A 17,419-nucleotide genomic window follows, 5' to 3' on the forward strand; every position below is an offset into this window, starting at 1 on the left:
AAATGGGAGCTTAAGGCTCCCATTTTTTGTTATTCCTAAGTAGAAATGTCCTACCTAATAACCAAATAGAAATGTCCTATATGGACAATTCCAAGTCAAGCACAGGATTTAGATTTCGTTCTTTGATTGCTATTTTCTGTGCACGTCTGCTTGGCATCTTTTGAGAACGATTGCGTTTGTTTTGTTGTTCCAGTTCTTCATGCTGTTGTTGGATATGATTCAGAACAGCACCCAACCGTTTATTCTCAACAATCTCTCGCTGATTCAGCTGACTTAATTTATCGAAGAGGCTGTAATTGATCTTTCGGCCATCATGCATGAGGGCTACAGTACCATCCGGGTATTCCAGGAACTCAAGATACTTACCGATCAACCTTTGATTTTCTTCGGTGTTTTCCAGGAGATATACGCATTTATCATAAGTAATCGTCAGGCTATTCGTGACTCTGCGGGGTTCACGCCAAGTAAAAATATCATCTAATTCTTCGGCTGTTTCAGTGATAGGCCGATGTAGATCCTTAGGATTAAAAGCCATCTTGGCGAACTTCTGATTGAACTGCTCAATGAAGCAGGGTAGCCAGGCATTAGCTTGCTCAATCGAGCTGATACCTTCCAGACGCATCTCCTTGATCAGACGGTCCTGAAGGGTTCTGTTGGCACGTTCCACACGGCCTTTGGCCTGTGGTGAATTGGCGAAGATGATATCGATATTCAGGGTACTGAGTACGCGTCCAAACTGGGTAATCTTGGTGTCTTTCTTGCTGCTTTGATTCACCCTGAAGACTGAATGTTTGTCGCTGTAAAATGCCAACGGCTTACCATGCTGCTCAACATACAAGCGTGTTGAAATCATATAATCAAAGGCTGATTCTGATTCACAGAAGCGTAAATGCTGCAATTTTCCTGTAGCATCATCGATAAACACCAGCAGACAGCATTTAGCAGCGCGTCCTTCAAACCAGTCATGATATGAGCCATCAATTTGGATCAGTTCACCAAAGCAATCCCGGTTGTAACGAGGCTGATACGGGCGTTTTAGGCGCTTGGATCGAGGAATCCATAAGTCAGCTGCAATCATCCAGGAACGCAGGGTTTCTACTGAAAGATCGAATCCATGTACGGTGGTGAGCTTTTCATGCGCTAAAGTGGGTCCGAAACCATGGAGTTGATCAGAAACAATATTGAGGCACTTGAGTCTGAGTTCTTCAGGAAGTTTGGAATTGCTGATTTGGCCACGACCGGCATGGGCTAATGCAGCGGGACCTTGAGCTTTGTATTTCTGCAGTAAGCGTCTGATCTGACGTTCTGAAATATGAAGTAGCTGAGCAGCCTGGGATTGAGTTATGCGTTGATCGCAGATTTCCTGCAAGACCGACAATCGTTTAAGTTCTTTATCCGACATAGACACCAACATATCAAACCGTCCGCTAACGAAATTGCAAAAGTGCATATTCTAAAAGCGGACATTTTTACTTTGGAGAAACCGGACATTTCTATTTTGGAGTTACATTTTTATTTCGTATAAGGTGTATTATGTTAATTTTAGAAAATCTTCACTACTATTATTTTAAAATAAGCCTTATATCCAAGCATAAAACAAGGTTGTCTAGACTTCTTTTAACAGTAAAGTTATCATAAAACTGAATTTTATTTTTTAGGTAAGTTTATGCATTCTATCCGCATTCGTTAAGACACAACTATTTGCATAGTGACACTATTTTATAATGGTGGGCTTTTGTTGTGTCTTTAAGAATATATGCGGATATATAAAGTAAAAGTATGCTTAATTTATAAGTATGCTTTTAGTGCATAGTTTCCAGTTATAACTTAATTGACTAGCTATTTGTCCACCCTGTGGATGAATAGCTTTTTTTTGGGAGGACACTGTGATGCTAGCTTTTGTTTTCACCTAAATCCTGTTTGCTGCATAAAAAATTTCAAGAGCTAAACAGGAGTAAATAAAAATGAGTTTAATTATTAAAGCGAGAAACATACGCTTGGATTATGCTGGGCGTGATGTTTTGGATATTGATGAATTGGAAATTCACTCTTATGACCGTATTGGTCTTGTGGGTGATAACGGAGCAGGAAAGAGTAGTTTACTCAAAGTACTTAATGGCGAAATTGTTTTAGCCGAAGCGACATTACAGCGTTTTGGTGATTTTGCACATATCAGCCAACTGGGCGGAATCGAAATAGAAACGGTCGAAGACCGGGCAATGTTATCTCGCCTTGGTGTTTCCAATGTACAAAACGACACAATGAGTGGCGGAGAGGAAACTCGTGCAAAAATTGCTGCCGCATTTTCCCAACAAGTACATGGCATTCTAGCGGATGAACCAACCAGCCACCTTGATCTCAATGGAATAGATCTACTTATTGGTCAACTTAAAGCATTTGATGGAGCATTACTTGTTATCAGTCATGACCGATATTTTCTTGATATGGTTGTAGACAAGATATGGGAGTTAAAAGACGGTAAAATTACGGAATATTGGGGTGGTTACTCGGATTACTTGCGTCAAAAAGAAGAAGAGCGACAACACCAAGCCGTAGAATATGAGCTGATGATGAAGGAACGGGAGCGATTAGAATCTGCTGTGCAAGAAAAACGCCAGCAAGCTAATCGATTAGACAATAAGAAAAAAGGAGAAAAATCCAAAAACTCTACCGAAAGTGCTGGACGACTTGGGCATGCAAAAATGACTGGCACCAAGCAAAGAAAACTGTATCAGGCAGCTAAGAGTATGGAAAAGCGTTTGGCTGCATTAGAAGATATTCAAGCACCAGAGCATTTGCGTTCTATTCGTTTTCGTCAAAGTTCAGCCCTAGAACTGCACAATAAGTTCCCGATTACGGCAGATGGTCTGAGCTTAAAATTTGGTAGCCGTACTATCTTTGATGACGCTAACTTTATAATACCGCTTGGCGCTAAAGTCGCTATAACTGGATCGAATGGAACAGGGAAAACGTCCTTGTTAAAAATGATATCAGAACGTGCTGATGGATTAACCATATCTCCAAAAGCTGAAATTGGCTACTTTACACAAACAGGATATAAATTTAACACGCATAAATCTGTGCTCTCCTTTATGCAGGAAGAGTGCGAGTACACAGTTGCGGAAATTCGTGCAGTATTGGCTTCAATGGGGATCGGAGCGAATGATATTCAAAAAAACTTATCCGACTTATCGGGAGGTGAAATCATCAAACTGCTTTTATCCAAAATGCTTTTAGGAAAATATAATATTTTGCTTATGGATGAACCAGGAAACTATCTTGACCTAAAAAGTATTGCCGCATTAGAAACAATGATGAAGTCCTATGCAGGAACTATTATCTTCGTATCTCATGACAAGCAATTGGTCGATAATATTGCTGACATTATCTACGAGATCAAAGACCACAAAATCATCAAGACTTTTGAGAGAGATTGTTAATGATAGCCAATCTAATCCGAACATTAATTATTGAACTCTTTAAAGGAAATTAAAAATGACAATTCAAGATATTCAATCACTTGCTGAAGCACACGGCTTGTTGCTTACGGACAAAATGAATTTCAATGAAATGGGCATTGATTTTAAGGTCGTTTTTGCTCTTGATACAAAGGGGCAACAATGGTTGCTGCGTATTCCTCGTCGTGATGGCATGAGGGAACAAATCAAGAAAGAAAAACGCATTTTAGAATTGGTAAAAAAACATCTTTCTGTAGAGGTTCCTGATTGGAGAATTTCATCTACAGAATTAGTGGCTTATCCCATACTTAAAGATAATCCTGTTTTAAATTTGGATGCTGAAACCTATGAAATAATTTGGAATATGGACAAAGATAGCCCGAAATACATAACATCTTTGGCAAAAACCTTATTTGAAATCCATAGTATTCCTGAAAAAGAAGTTCGGGAAAATGATTTGAAAATTATGAAACCTTCAGATTTAAGACCTGAAATAGCAAACAATTTGCAGTTAGTAAAATCTGAAATTGGTATAAGTGAGCAATTGGAAACCCGCTACAGAAAATGGTTGGATAATGATGTTCTATGGGCAGATTTCACCCAATTTATACATGGCGATTTATATGCTGGGCATGTACTAGCTTCAAAGGATGGAGCTGTTTCAGGCGTTATTGATTGGTCAACAGCCCATATAGATGACCCAGCGATTGATTTTGCTGGGCATGTAACTTTGTTTGGAGAAGAAAGCCTCAAAACTCTAATCATCGAGTATGAAAAACTAGGGGGTAAAGTTTGGAATAAACTATATGAACAGACTTTAGAAAGAGCAGCGGCCTCTCCTTTGATGTATGGTTTATTTGCCTTAGAAACTCAAAATGAAAGCCTTATCGTTGGAGCAAAAGCTCAGTTGGGAGTTATATAATTTAAAAATATGATTGCTGAGAACTGCCTTGTTTTGAAACTTGGTTGGCTTTAATTAGTTTTTAGTATTCTTTATAGAAAATGCCTCGATCAAGGGGCATTTCTAACAATCATTTAACATAAAATTTCTTATGTGAAGTAACCTTGTAACTCCAAAATAGAAATGTCCGGTTTCTCCAAAGTAAAAATGTCCGCTTTTAGAATATGCACTTTTGCAATTTCGTTAGCGGACGGTTTGATATGTTGGTGTCTATGTCGGATAAAGAACTTAAACGATTGTCGGTCTTGCAGGAAATCTGCGATCAACGCATAACTCAATCCCAGGCTGCTCAGCTACTTCATATTTCAGAACGTCAGATCAGACGCTTACTGCAGAAATACAAAGCTCAAGGTCCCGCTGCATTAGCCCATGCCGGTCGTGGCCAAATCAGCAATTCCAAACTTCCTGAAGAACTCAGACTCAAGTGCCTCAATATTGTTTCTGATCAACTCCATGGTTTCGGACCCACTTTAGCGCATGAAAAGCTCACCACCGTACATGGATTCGATCTTTCAGTAGAAACCCTGCGTTCCTGGATGATTGCAGCTGACTTATGGATTCCTCGATCCAAGCGCCTAAAACGCCCGTATCAGCCTCGTTACAACCGGGATTGCTTTGGTGAACTGATCCAAATTGATGGCTCATATCATGACTGGTTTGAAGGACGCGCTGCTAAATGCTGTCTGCTGGTGTTTATCGATGATGCTACAGGAAAATTGCAGCATTTACGCTTCTGTGAATCAGAATCAGCCTTTGATTATATGATTTCAACACGCTTGTATGTTGAGCAGCATGGTAAGCCGTTGGCATTTTACAGCGACAAACATTCAGTCTTCAGGGTGAATCAAAGCAGCAAGAAAGACACCAAGATTACCCAGTTTGGACGCGTACTCAGTACCCTGAATATCGATATCATCTTCGCCAATTCACCACAGGCCAAAGGCCGTGTGGAACGTGCCAACAGAACCCTTCAGGACCGTCTGATCAAGGAGATGCGTCTGGAAGGTATCAGCTCGATTGAGCAAGCTAATGCCTGGCTACCCTGCTTCATTGAGCAGTTCAATCAGAAGTTCGCCAAGATGGCTTTTAATCCTAAGGATCTACATCGGCCTATCACTGAAACAGCCGAAGAATTAGATGATATTTTTACTTGGCGTGAACCCCGCAGAGTCACGAATAGCCTGACGATTACTTATGATAAATGCGTATATCTCCTGGAAAACACCGAAGAAAATCAAAGGTTGATCGGTAAGTATCTTGAGTTCCTGGAATACCCGGATGGTACTGTAGCCCTCATGCATGATGGCCGAAAGATCAATTACAGCCTCTTCGATAAATTAAGTCAGCTGAATCAGCGAGAGATTGTTGAGAATAAACGGTTGGGTGCTGTTCTGAATCATATCCAACAACAGCATGAAGAACTGGAACAACAAAACAAACGCAATCGTTCTCAAAAGATGCCAAGCAGACGTGCACAGAAAATAGCAATCAAAGAACGAAATCTAAATCCTGTGCTTGACTTGGAATTGTCCATATAGGACATTTCTATTTGGTTATTAGGTAGGACATTTCTACTTAGGAATAACAAACCTTGTTAGAAACCATTTAAAGTGTCTATATTCTCACCAATAAAAATGTCTAGTTTATGATGGTTTTTACCATCATGGACTGGATATAAATTAGAGATGTTGATCACTATGTCTGACAAGGAAATTCAACGTCTTGCAGTTCTGCAAGACGTTCGAGATCATCGTATTACCCAGGTCCGTGCTGCTGAAATCCTGAATCTTTCCACTCGTCAAATTACCCGGTTATTGCAGAAACTCAATCAAGACGGTGTTTCAGGTCTGGCACATGCCAGTCGTGGTCAACCTGGCCATCATCGCCATGATGAGTTATTAAAATCAAAATGTCTTTCCATTATTTCTGAACATCTGCTGGGCTTTGGACCTACCTTGGCGCATGAGAAGCTCAGCAGCATATTTGACCTGAATATCCCGGTAGAAACGGTTCGGCGCTGGATGATGGCCAATGACCTCTGGATTCCGCGATCCAAGCGCCTTAAACGTCCATATCAGCCACGTTATAACCGGGATTGCTTCGGTGAGCTGATCCAGATTGATGGCTCATATCATGACTGGTTCGAAGGACGCGCTGCTAAGTGCTGTTTATTGGTGTATATCGATGATGCCACTGGAAAGCTGTTGCATCTACGCTTCTGTGAGGCGGAAACCACCTTCGACTATATGCTTTCAACCCGAGCCTACATTGAACAATACGGCAAACCTCTGGCCTTTTATAGCGACAAACATTCGGTATTCAGAGTTAATCAGAAATCCAGGAAAGACAGCCAGATCACGCAATTTGGGCGGATTCTGAACGAGTTAAATATTGATATTATCTTTGCCAACTCACCACAGGCTAAAGGTCGCGTAGAACGCGCGAATAGAACCCTTCAAGACCGTTTGATCAAGGAGATGCGTCTGGAAGGCATCAGTTCAATTGCCGAAGCCAATGCATGGCTACCCTGCTTCATTGAGCACTTCAATCAGAAGTTTGCCAAGTGTGCGAGAAACTCGAAGAATTTACATCGATCTTTAACGGAATCTGATGCTGAGCTGGAGGATATATTCACTTGGCAGGAACCGCGTAAGGTCACGAAGAACCTAACCATCACCTATGACAAGTGTATTTATCTGCTTGAACCGACAGAGCTGAATCATAAGCTTGTTGGGCAATACATTTCATTTCTGGAGTACCCGGATGGCACTGTGGCCCTCATGCATGAAGGACGGAAGATCAACGGCACTGTTGCAAATAGGCTGACATGATAAGCTAAATATCTTATTTATTTCGAGATACAGCAGATGAATCCCTTCCACGGTCGGCACTTTCAAGGTGAAATCATTCTTTGGGCTGTTCGTTGGTATTGTAAATATGGCATCAGCTATCGTGAACTTCAGGAAATGCTGGCCGAACGTGGAGTGAATGTTGATCACACCACAATTTATCGCTGGGTTCAGCGTTATGCTCCAGAAATGGAAAAACGTTTACGTTGGTATTGGCGTAATCCTACAGATCGACATTTATGGCATCTGGATGAAACTTACGTAAAAGTGAATGGCAAATGGGCATATCTATACCGTGCAGTTGACCAACGTGGCCATACTCTTGATTTCTATCTTTCTGCTAGACGAAATACCCATTCAGCTTATTGTTTTCTTGGAAAAATTTTAAATAATGTGAAGAAGTGGCAAATTCCACAAGTGATCAACACGGATAAAGCACCCACATATGGACGTGCTTTATCACGGTTAAAACGGGAAGGTAAATGTCCACCAGACCTTGAGCACAGGCAGATTAAGTATAAAAATAACGTGATTGAATGTGATCATGGCAAGCTAAAGCGGATCATCAGGGCCACATTAGGATTCAAATCTATGAAGACGGCTTATGCCACAATTAAAGGTATTGAAGTCATGCGTGCACTACGTAAAGGACAAGCATCGTCATTTTATTATGGTCAGCCTCAGGGTGAAGTGTGTCTAATCAACAGGGTTTTCGGTCTCTAAGTACTTTTTAAAGGGAACATCATCGACTCAAATCTCTATTTGCAACAGTGCCCCATGAAGTGCCTGCCTGCGTCTGTTAGCCGAACGCCCCGCGCATGGCGCTCAAATAGCAGGACACCAAGGTTATCCTCCAGCGCTTTCACACGCGCGCTGACGCTCGACTAGCTGATACCAAGTGCCTTGGCCGCATGCCGAAAATTCAGATGCTCGGCGACGGCGATGAACTGAACAAGGGAAATGAGCGGTATCCTGCCAGACAGGATACCGACATTCACGAGGTTTCGATGGTTAGTGCGCCGCATCGGAGCGGGCCTGCTACCAGTCGTCGGTTAGACGACTGGCGACTTCTCGGTGGCAGCCCCACGGAGCCGAAGGAGCACCAGCCCCAACGAAACCAGTACCGCCATCGCCGTGGCGTAACAGATCACGGGCCACGCTGTGTCACCGTTTAAAAGTGCCACCGCCAATGTCCCGACAATGCTGACTATCAGGCTTTGAACGCAGAAGTAGAACGCGACCGCTGATCCCGCGATGTCGTCGAACTCTGCCAAAGCGCCGTTCGCGGTAACGGACACCGTGAAGACAATACCGACCGCGACAACCCACATCGGTAGGATGAAGGTGAGGAATGACGGCGAGCCGTAAAGTTCGCCGATCCCCAACAGGACCGCTCCGCAAACAAGCAACGCCATCCCACGCGCCACGCATCCTGCGATGCCCCATCTGGCGACAAAGGACTTCGCGAAACGGGTTGTCACGATCATTACAAGCGCGACAGTGGCGAAGGCAAAGCTGAATCCGATCTCGGAATATTCCGCTTGGCCTATGAGCACACGGGGAGCCGTCGAGAAGAAGACGAAGTAGGTGCCCATACCGGCGCTAAAGCCGACAGTGTAAACCCAAAAAGCCGGACTCGCGAAGATCGGCAAGACAGATCGGCGCGTCTTGACTTGATCCAGAGGGCGAGTTTCGTGCCACCTGAAACCCGCATTTAGGAGTGCGAGCATCGCCAGTATAGCCAAAGTAATGAATATCGCCTGCCATCCCAAGAACTCGCCGATCAATACTCCGGCGATAGGGCCGAGCGCAGGCACGAACGCCAGCATCGAACTGAAAAGGCCGTAGATGACGACACCCTCAGGACGGTTGGCATAAACGTCGCGAACCGTCGCGAACGTCGCCACCAGCATGGCCGACGCGCCCACTGCTTGAAGTAGACGGAAAGCGACAAAGGCCGGTGCAGTTGAAGACCAAGCTGCTCCCAGAGACGCAATGACGAAAGCCGTTGCGCCCGCAAGTAGAATTGGCCGTCGCCCGATTCTGTCTGAGAGCGGACCAAAAATCACCTGGCCCACGCCGAGCATCACCATATAGAGGCTCAACGTGAGTTGGATCATAGCGGGCGTCGTGTTCAGGATGCCGGGCATCGCTGGAACGACAGGGAGATAAATATCCATCGCCAGTGAAGCGAGGATGTCGAAAGGAGCCATCAGCAGCAGTGCTGCCGGCAGCGTATAGGCCCACGCGGGGCGTGTGGTGGTCATGACGAATCAACCCTCGATTAAGGAATACCGGGCGACGTCTGCTCGTCAGCAATCAGATGAGACTAGCCTTACAGAGCGCCGCAACAACAATACTGGTTGTTGCGGCTTACTTGTCTGCTGACTTGGAATTTCCCATCTGATTACTCCACGCTTACGAATATGAATTGCTACATTTTATCCGATTATCTTTTGCTTTGCAATGCGGCATGGGCGCACTCAGCGTTCCAGCCCCCTCTGCCGCCCTAAATGCTTGCTCCAATGCATCGAGCACCATATCTGTATTCATCCGTGTCGATACTTTCCATCCAACAATTGCTCGTGAGAACACATCAATAATAAATGCAGTATAAACCCAGCCTGAATTTGTTTGAATATACGTAAAGTCACTCACCCACAGTTGGTCAGGATGATCAGCAGTAAAATTACGTTTTACCAAGTCATCCGCTCGTTTTTGATCATCTCGGCTACGGGTGGTTTGTTTGTTCTTACCACGCCAAACACCTTTTATACCTAGCTTTTGCATTAATCGAGCAACAGTACAGCGCGCAATAATATAGCCTTCACGTTTCAGTTTTTGCCAGACTTTACGTACACCATACCGACCTGAACTTTCCTTCCAAATTCGTTTAATCTCCTCAGCATGATGCAAGTCATGTAAATCTCGCTTTGCTCGATGTTCTGGATTTTCACAGAGATCTAGAGTCCGGTAATAGGTTGAAGGTGCGATCGGTAAAATTCTACAAATCGCCTCGACTCCGTACAGCTCTTTATTATTATGGATAAAATCCACCATTATTTGTGTGGGCGGTCGAGCTCCGCCTGGGCGAAAAAAGCGGCTGCTTTACGTAGAATTTCATTGGCGCGTTGCAGTTCTTTATTTTCGCGTTCGAGTTGTTTGATACGTTCTTGGTCTGAAAGCTGCTGTACTTTAACTGGATTTTGTTTATCTAAATATTTTTGATACCAAACACGTAGTGTTTCAGGAGTACAACCCTTGCGCAGTATACTGCTCAGGGAGCAATAGCGGTGATCGCAGCCCAATTCGATGGATAATCTTTCTCGGATTCAATCAATAATTGAACCGCTCTTTCTCTGATTTCAGGGGTATATTTTACTTTTTTCATCGGGACATTCTCTCAGAAAGCTTGGTCTCCGACAAACCCGGTACGGTTCAAAAATCTTCCATTGATTTATTTATATCTGTTAAACCAGTCGCATTATGAAATGTAATATAAGTAGAAATTTCAGTATAAATGGTCATGATCTTTTCTAAATTTGAATATCTAAGCGTCTTCATTAATCAACCTTATTGATTATTAGTTTCTTCTTTTAAAGCTCTTTGTACTGTTGCTATCCCTACTTTAAACTTTTCTGCAACACCTCTAAATGTTGAATTTTCTTCAGCCATTGCTTTTCGTATTTCAACATAGTCAACCTTCCGCTTTCTTCCCTTATATAAGCCCTTCGCTTTGGCTTTTGCAATTCCTTCCTTTTGACGCTCACGGATCATGGAGCGTTCAAACTCTGCAAATGCAGCAAGCATCTGAAACATGAGTTTATTTATTGCCGATTGTGCTACATCATGACTGAAGGTCAAATTCTCTTTATGAAAAATAATGGTTATACCACGATCATTCAGACTATTCACAATTTCGTTCAGATCATTTGTATTACGTGCCAGACGATCAATACTATGAACATGCACCGTATCACCTTCACGCAGATAGTCGAGCATTGCATTTAACTGAGGACGTTCACGGCTACCACCGCTTGCCTTTTCAGTAAAGGTCTTATCCAGGCTGATTCCATCTAATTGACGTTCAGTATTTTGTTCAGTTGAACTGACTCGAATATATCCGACCTGATTAGGCATTCTGTACCGTTAGAGTTTAGATAATTAAATACATATTGTACCGAAATTAAATATTAAGTCTATAAATACGGTTTTTGAGTTGCTTTTTAAGACTTTATTTTGTTCCGTTAGGCTATAGTCTAAAGTAACAGAATGAATATTCTACCCCCGATAGAAACAGCCGTACTCTGGGGGGAGATTTTTTTGATGTGCAGGTGCCGACCCTTACCAGAAGGCACTGTTGAAAATAACCACGAATCGTAAGCTGAATACTCTTTTAGCTAAAGGAGCAGCATATGAATTCTTTCCATAAAATTTAGGCTTGTATACCCAGAAAAATGTGGAACTTCTTAGGTTTCATACATGAGGATTTTGATAGGCTCACTGACTATTTTAAATTGTGTGCCTTAACTCTCTGTTCTAAAAGGCTATTCAGAATTTTTAGACTGTTTATTTTGAACATTCTTTTTACTCTGTGGTGGCGATGCCGTAATTGGACCTTGCAAGATGCATGGTCGTGTATGGGCGATGTCCAGAAAGAATTTGACTCAAAACTATTTTAGTTGGGAAGGAATGCTAAAAATTGGAGATTGATACATCTCATCGTTTGTTTAAATATTTTTTGATTAAATTTTCCCTTTAAAAATTCTATTTTTTTTAATGTCTTAACTTGTATTTAATATAGGAGATCCCCATAACAACAAAAGCACTACAGGAATACAACAATATGGCGAATCCACAAAAACACTATGCTAAGTTCCACACAAATATTCGATTAGGTCGTTATGACGAAGAAAGTACATTACGTGAAAAACGTGACCTTTTGATTAGCACCTTAAAAGATGAACTCAAAAAGGATCCAAATGGTCCTCAATTTGTTGAATACTTTAATCAAGGTAGTTATGCCTTGGGCACAGGGATTAAGCCTAAGAATGGAGATTATGATATTGATGTAGGAGTTTTATTAGATTGTGACAAAGAGGAATATGGCTCAGTAGAAATTAAAAAAATTGTTAGAGATGCTTTAACTCATTCAAATAGAACTGTAACGATCAAACGACCTTGCGTAACTGTCACTTATCTCAAAAATGGTAGTCCCGATTATCATGTAGATCTGCCCATCTACGCTGAAGACGACAAAGGCAATATGTATCTAGCTCGAGGTAAGGAATTCTCCTCTGAAGACCTTAAGACTTGGGATATTTCAAATCCTACTGAACTTACCGATACAATTTTGGGAAAATTTGAAGATGATTCAGATTTACGTCATCAGTTTAGACGATGTACTCGCTACTTGAAACAATGGCGAAATGAGAAAGGTCTAGATTTTTTTAAGAGTATTGCTATCACTACAGCTGTATATGAGCATATAACAGCTGAAGATTATGAGAATGATAATAAGGTATTACTTTCTATAGTAAATAATGTATTAGATCAATTCACTACCTTTAGCATTGATCCAGAAAATAACGAGTATTACTTCAGACTCGTAATTAATTTACCTGCACATCAAGGTGTAGACTTACTCGAAAAATTGACCCGAAAACAAATGGAGCACTTAAAATCAAAACTTGAAGATTTAAAATCATCTTTAGAAGCTGTAAATGAGGAAACTGATACAGTAGAAGCTTGCAAAATTTTAAATAAAACTTTTGGAAGACAATTCCCTATCCCTGAAATACAAGAAGTGTCCGAACCAGTAGTACAAACTTATTACACTCAAGAAGGAAAATCTGCTTAGGAAAACTCAATGTTTTTTGATAACCCAAAGTTAGACAATATTGAAAAGCTATTAAGTGAACATGGAGCTCAAAATATCCATGTCACTTCTATTACTAAGGATTGGGTTAATCTAAAATTTGATTTTCTCATTAATACACAACAGGTTTGCCTTGGTCTAATTTTTCAAAATAGAGCTAATTGGACGATACCTCCCATTTTTAGAATATTGACACGACCAATGTCTGCCTTAGATCATGTGAGTCAAAGTGGGGAAATTTGTACTACGGATCATCAAGGTGAAAACTTTGAAGGCTATAGACATAAAGAACTTATTACTGAATTCTTTGAAAGGGCTATAGATATACTCAAGCAATCTTTTATTAATTTTCAATTAAACAACCGAGTAAGCTTGTATAACGAACTAGAAGGATATTTAGGCAGCACTCAAAATATAAATGAGGATGTAATATTACATTGCGACCCTACTTCTACATTTAATTTATATGGTTGGTTAAGAAAATCATCAAAAGGGAATCATCAAATATTAGAGCATATTGATGATGGCGATAGTTCTTACATAAACCACAACCAGCTCACAAAAGTAAAAATTCATAAGATATTATTAGAAGATGCTTCTGTTTTCCCCATACCAGATATAGGAGATTATTTTAATGAGGACTATTTTCTAAAAATTGTTAATACCCTCTCTAATGAGAACAAACGATCTTTGTTAAAACAAGGCAATCATTATGCCCTAGTGGGAATTCCAAATGAACATGGATTTGCTTATGTGATTTTTTATTATGCCATTTGGTATTCTTTCAAAGAAAAAGTATCCTTCAAAGGCTTTAAAGTCTCTTTAACACAAAGAGCGTGGATAGATTATTTATTAAATAGAACGGGGCAAGAGAAAAAAACAAGACATATAGCGATTATCGGATGTGGGGCTTTAGGCTCAAAGATTGCAGAGATATTAGCTCAAACAGGCGTAAATAAATTTTCTTTCATAGATCCAGAGCTTTTAAAAACAGATAATATTTATCGTCATTCTTTAGGTTTGCAGTATGTTAATACCTATAAATCTACTTCTTTAGCTAATAAGTTTTTAATAGAAAGGCCCGGATTAACTATTTTTCCATTCGTAAGCCATGGTGAAAGCTGGATAAAATCAAAAATTACTGAAGATATTGATACTATCATCATAGCAATTGGCCATACTCCTACTGAGATTTCTCTCGTAAAAACTATTTATGAAATAAGTGCAAACATTCAAGTAATAATAGGCTGGTTAGAACCTTATGATTTAGGTGGACATTTTATTTCTTTCAATAATAAACATGTAGGATGTTTAAACTGCTTATATTTTGATGAAAAATCAAATAAAAGTCTTACCCCTATGTATAAATATGTACAATCTGGACAGCTAATTGCTAAAAATATTACAGGGTGTGCTGGTGCATTTACCCCCTTCTCTTCTTTAAATTGCATGAAGCTAGCAAGCTATATTTCTGAATATGTCCTGAATCAACAATTAGGATTTGTTTCTATTTCTGGCGACAATCAGAATGCAAATAAAAATGGAATAATTACTACCCCTTTTTATAATTCAGTAAATAATTCAAATGGAATTAATATATTGAATTTAAAAGAAATTTATAAAGAAGTATGCCCATGTTGCAATACATAACTCAAGGGAGGATTAAATGTGACACACCTACAGGCCAAGTCTTTATTATTCAAGCAAATGTTTTAAAGAGTTTAAAGCAATTTATACAATTAGAATCAGATTCTCCAGAATCGGGTGGCATTCTAATTGGAAGAACAGACATAGAAACTAAAGCTAAAATCATTGAAAGCTTTACCTCTCCTATGGAAGGAGACTGTCAAACACGTATGTCTTTCTTTAGGTCAAAGTCCCACCAATATGCTTTAATACAAGCTTGGAACGAATCTAAAAAATTCTATAATTTTCAAGGCCTATGGCATACACATCCTGAAGATGTACCAACACCCTCTCCAACCGATTTAAGGGATATAGATACTGTTCTAAATGGCATTACCAATCTTAATGACCCAGTTTTATATTTAATAATCGGAAGAGTAAAAACTGGAATCTGGATTGGTAGAAAAAATTTTAAAATCAAACTGTTAGGTTATATTGAGTTAAATTGAAAATGCAACTAGACCCATCCCTAAGTTTACAGACTTCTTTATCAGCAATAGATGATTTATCAAATGCAAATAAATATATAGAAGAAATTTTAAAGCATATTTGTATAGATTCATTAGGTGTATTAGTTGATGAAGAACGTAAAAATATAATTTTTGTCTTATTGAAAAATAAAAGCCCTGAAAGTTTTTTCCGTATAATTCTCAATTATGATGATACTTTAACTTTTGTCCGAAGATTGCTTGCCAAAAAAATTTCCATTTATGCACGCTTTCTTCAAGGTCACATAATTGATGCCCACACTCTACATGATTTTGAAAAGTTAAAAGAAACATGGAATTTAACCTCCTCTCAAGAGAGCGAAGTTAAAGATGTAGATTTTGTTCCTAGAAAGATTCCTAAACAAAAACCAAACCCTGTAAACCAATTAGAATATTTCATAAAAAGAATTTTTGATTTTGAGCATCTTACAGGTAGGGGTAACGATTTATCTGAAAAAGATAAAAACCAGATTTATCTCTCAAGTCATGGCCGATGTATGTTTAAAGGATGTGGTGCAAAATTAAACATAGATGAAATAACTGGATTTGAAGGTACATATGGCGTTTTAGCTCATAATGTTGCAGCATCAGAAAATTCTACTCGCGGTATCCCCTTCTTCTCATATCAACTATCAGATGATCCAACGAATATTTTATTATTATGTGAAAAACATCATAGGTTAATTGATAAAGTTGCTGGCGCAGAATATACAGCTTCAAGACTCTCGCAAATGAGAAGTAATTTCACAGCACAATGCGAAGATTTATTAGATTCTTTAAGCTTTACTCCTATGCCAGTGTATTTATTTTTCTGGCCCGTGAATCGCAATATTCCTCAGTCTCCTTCACGACGTGATATTGCAAGCTGCCTTCTCCCATTAAAATCTATTTTGCATAAAGATAAGACACTAATTCATGAACCATTACCAGCTCATTTAAGAGCTTCAGCTGATGAGTTCTATAAAAAGTATTTTTTAGAAGAATTTGAAGTTCAAACAGAACAATTACTTAGGGAAACTAAATTTGATGATAAGAGAGTAGCTATTTTTGGCTTCGGCCCTATGCCATGCCTAATAGCATTAGGAAGTAAATTAGGAAATAAAGGGAAATTTATACCTATGCTTATGTATAGGGATGGAAGTTGTTGGATGTGGCCTGATCTTATATGTACAACCAAAGCGTATGAAATTAATAATTTCAGTGAAATAGAAGATTGTACTGAAATTACTATTAGATTGAATCTCACTGCTGATCCAGAAACCTCTAAAAATAAGGCTGTTGAATTAGGACATCCGGTAATTAATATTACTGCTAAACCAGAATATATGGGGAATGGAGCAACAAGAAATCCTGAACGAGGACTAAGTTTCATGCAAGATATTCATGCGTTATTTCATAGTCTAACAGATAAAGGAATTACCAAAATTCATGTCTTACCATGTGCATCCAATGCTGCTTGTATATGGTTTGGACAAGCATTTGATCTGCATCATCCTGAAATGGTTATTTATGATTACTTAAATAATTCAATGGTTCCAAGACTTCAAATTCGAAATAATGGAAGCAAGAATGAAATCGCTGTAATTTAAACAGTATATTTGATAGTACTTTCATACCATTAGATTTAAATATGACATTAGTAAATGGAGTTTAGCTCTAATGGGGCTTTGTTGCATAAATATCTAAGACTATGATTTTGTTTAATTTATTTTTGGATTAAAATTTAAACAAATCCTTAAAAATCAGTATCTTGAAGAATGTTTATACAACAAAGCCGTTTTAAACTAAAAAATGTTTGTAATACTATTTTATTTAAATCACTCTGCGATCTAGGTATTAAATTTAAGACTTTCCATGGTTTTAAATAATCTTGCAGATTTTTTTGTGGTTCGAGAATATTTAAATCTTTATTAATATCAAAATTTGAGGGAATTCCATTTGTATTTTTTGCTAATAATTCCTTAACTAAATTTGTTGGAATAGCTCCATTTAAATGAACGTGTAAATCACCCTTAGGAAGATTCACTATCATATCTTCATTAATTTTTTGTAGTGCAGACATAAGTGTAGAAATTAATATAGCTGATTGAATTTTATCA

The 17,419-nt window shown here is 39.4% G+C and carries 12 protein-coding genes, 3 pseudogenes and 1 other annotated feature; of the genes and pseudogenes, 9 read left to right on the forward strand and 6 right to left on the reverse strand.

Going from position 1 to position 17,419, the window contains the following annotated elements:
• Positions 1 to 76: 76 nt before the first annotated feature.
• On the reverse strand, positions 77 to 1,402 hold the full coding sequence (locus ACO1B7_RS15945; RefSeq protein WP_001280601.1) for an ISNCY family transposase: 1,326 nt from the start codon (positions 1,400 to 1,402) through the stop codon (positions 77 to 79).
• A gap of 562 nt (positions 1,403 to 1,964) precedes the next feature.
• On the opposite strand from ACO1B7_RS15945, the gene msr(E) reads away from it, so the two are divergent.
• The 5 genes and pseudogenes from msr(E) (at position 1,965) to ACO1B7_RS15970 (ending at position 7,991) form a co-directional block, all read left to right on the forward strand.
• Entirely contained in the window at positions 1,965 to 3,440 is a 1,476-nt protein-coding gene (gene msr(E) / locus ACO1B7_RS15950; protein ID WP_000052512.1) for an ABC-F type ribosomal protection protein Msr(E), read from the forward strand.
• Positions 3,441 to 3,495: 55 nt separating this feature from the next.
• The gene (locus tag ACO1B7_RS15955) at positions 3,496 to 4,380 is read left to right on the forward strand and encodes an Mph(E) family macrolide 2'-phosphotransferase (RefSeq protein ID WP_000155092.1); all 885 of its coding nucleotides are present in this window, start codon (positions 3,496 to 3,498) and stop codon (positions 4,378 to 4,380) included.
• A 251-nt stretch (positions 4,381 to 4,631) separates the two neighbouring features.
• On the forward strand, positions 4,632 to 5,957 hold the full coding sequence (locus ACO1B7_RS15960; RefSeq protein ID WP_001280601.1) for an ISNCY family transposase: 1,326 nt from the start codon (positions 4,632 to 4,634) through the stop codon (positions 5,955 to 5,957).
• Positions 5,958 to 6,104: 147 nt separating this feature from the next.
• Positions 6,105 to 7,244 (forward strand): annotated as a pseudogene (locus tag ACO1B7_RS15965) (ISNCY family transposase); the annotation flags it as partial.
• Positions 7,245 to 7,286: 42 nt separating this feature from the next.
• Complete coding sequence (locus ACO1B7_RS15970) at positions 7,287 to 7,991, forward strand: IS6 family transposase (protein ID WP_005028420.1); 705 nt, start codon at positions 7,287 to 7,289, stop codon at positions 7,989 to 7,991.
• Positions 7,992 to 8,026: 35 nt separating this feature from the next.
• Here ACO1B7_RS15970 and ACO1B7_RS18590 read toward each other — a convergent pair.
• The 4 genes and pseudogenes from ACO1B7_RS18590 to ACO1B7_RS15990 form a co-directional block, all read right to left on the reverse strand.
• Positions 8,027 to 8,140: pseudogene (locus ACO1B7_RS18590) on the reverse strand (LysR family transcriptional regulator); the annotation flags it as partial.
• 180 nt (positions 8,141 to 8,320) lie between these two features.
• Positions 8,321 to 9,535: a chloramphenicol/florfenicol efflux MFS transporter FloR gene (gene floR / locus ACO1B7_RS15980; RefSeq protein WP_000214122.1), complete on the reverse strand. Its 1,215-nt coding sequence runs from the start codon at positions 9,533 to 9,535 to the stop codon at positions 8,321 to 8,323.
• 151 nt (positions 9,536 to 9,686) lie between these two features.
• A pseudogene (locus ACO1B7_RS15985) lies at positions 9,687 to 10,659 on the reverse strand (IS3 family transposase).
• Positions 10,254 to 10,370: a sequence feature (AL1L pseudoknot), on the reverse strand. Its footprint overlaps the pseudogene before it by 117 nt.
• Before the next feature lie 182 nt (positions 10,660 to 10,841).
• Positions 10,842 to 11,408: a recombinase family protein gene (locus tag ACO1B7_RS15990; RefSeq protein ID WP_006581699.1), complete on the reverse strand. Its 567-nt coding sequence runs from the start codon at positions 11,406 to 11,408 to the stop codon at positions 10,842 to 10,844.
• A gap of 706 nt (positions 11,409 to 12,114) precedes the next feature.
• Between ACO1B7_RS15990 and ACO1B7_RS15995 the strand changes: the two genes are divergently transcribed.
• From ACO1B7_RS15995 to ACO1B7_RS16010, 4 genes are read left to right on the forward strand one after another with little or no spacing between them, the layout of a single operon-like run.
• Entirely contained in the window at positions 12,115 to 13,128 is a 1,014-nt protein-coding gene (locus ACO1B7_RS15995) for a nucleotidyltransferase domain-containing protein (RefSeq protein ID WP_005006358.1), read from the forward strand.
• A 9-nt stretch (positions 13,129 to 13,137) separates the two neighbouring features.
• The gene (locus tag ACO1B7_RS16000; protein WP_005006360.1) at positions 13,138 to 14,796 is read left to right on the forward strand and encodes a ThiF family adenylyltransferase; all 1,659 of its coding nucleotides are present in this window, start codon (positions 13,138 to 13,140) and stop codon (positions 14,794 to 14,796) included.
• Positions 14,781 to 15,281 carry a Mov34/MPN/PAD-1 family protein gene (locus ACO1B7_RS16005; protein WP_005006362.1) on the forward strand — a complete coding sequence of 167 codons (501 nt, stop codon included), beginning with the start codon at positions 14,781 to 14,783 and terminating at the stop codon, positions 15,279 to 15,281. Before ACO1B7_RS16000 ends, ACO1B7_RS16005 begins: the two co-directional genes overlap by 16 nt.
• A 2-nt stretch (positions 15,282 to 15,283) precedes the next feature.
• On the forward strand, positions 15,284 to 16,909 hold the full coding sequence (locus tag ACO1B7_RS16010; RefSeq protein WP_423090411.1) for an SAVED domain-containing protein: 1,626 nt from the start codon (positions 15,284 to 15,286) through the stop codon (positions 16,907 to 16,909).
• Between the two features lie 146 nt (positions 16,910 to 17,055).
• Here ACO1B7_RS16010 and ACO1B7_RS16015 read toward each other — a convergent pair whose 3' ends face one another.
• Positions 17,056 to 17,382 (reverse strand): hypothetical protein, encoded by a 327-nt coding sequence (locus ACO1B7_RS16015; RefSeq protein WP_005028412.1) that lies wholly within the window; start codon positions 17,380 to 17,382, stop codon positions 17,056 to 17,058.
• Positions 17,383 to 17,419: the final 37 nt, after the last annotated feature.

The sequence above is a fragment of the Acinetobacter lwoffii genome (assembly GCF_049367455.1).
GTDB classification, from domain to species: Bacteria; Pseudomonadota; Gammaproteobacteria; order Pseudomonadales; family Moraxellaceae; genus Acinetobacter; species Acinetobacter lwoffii_W.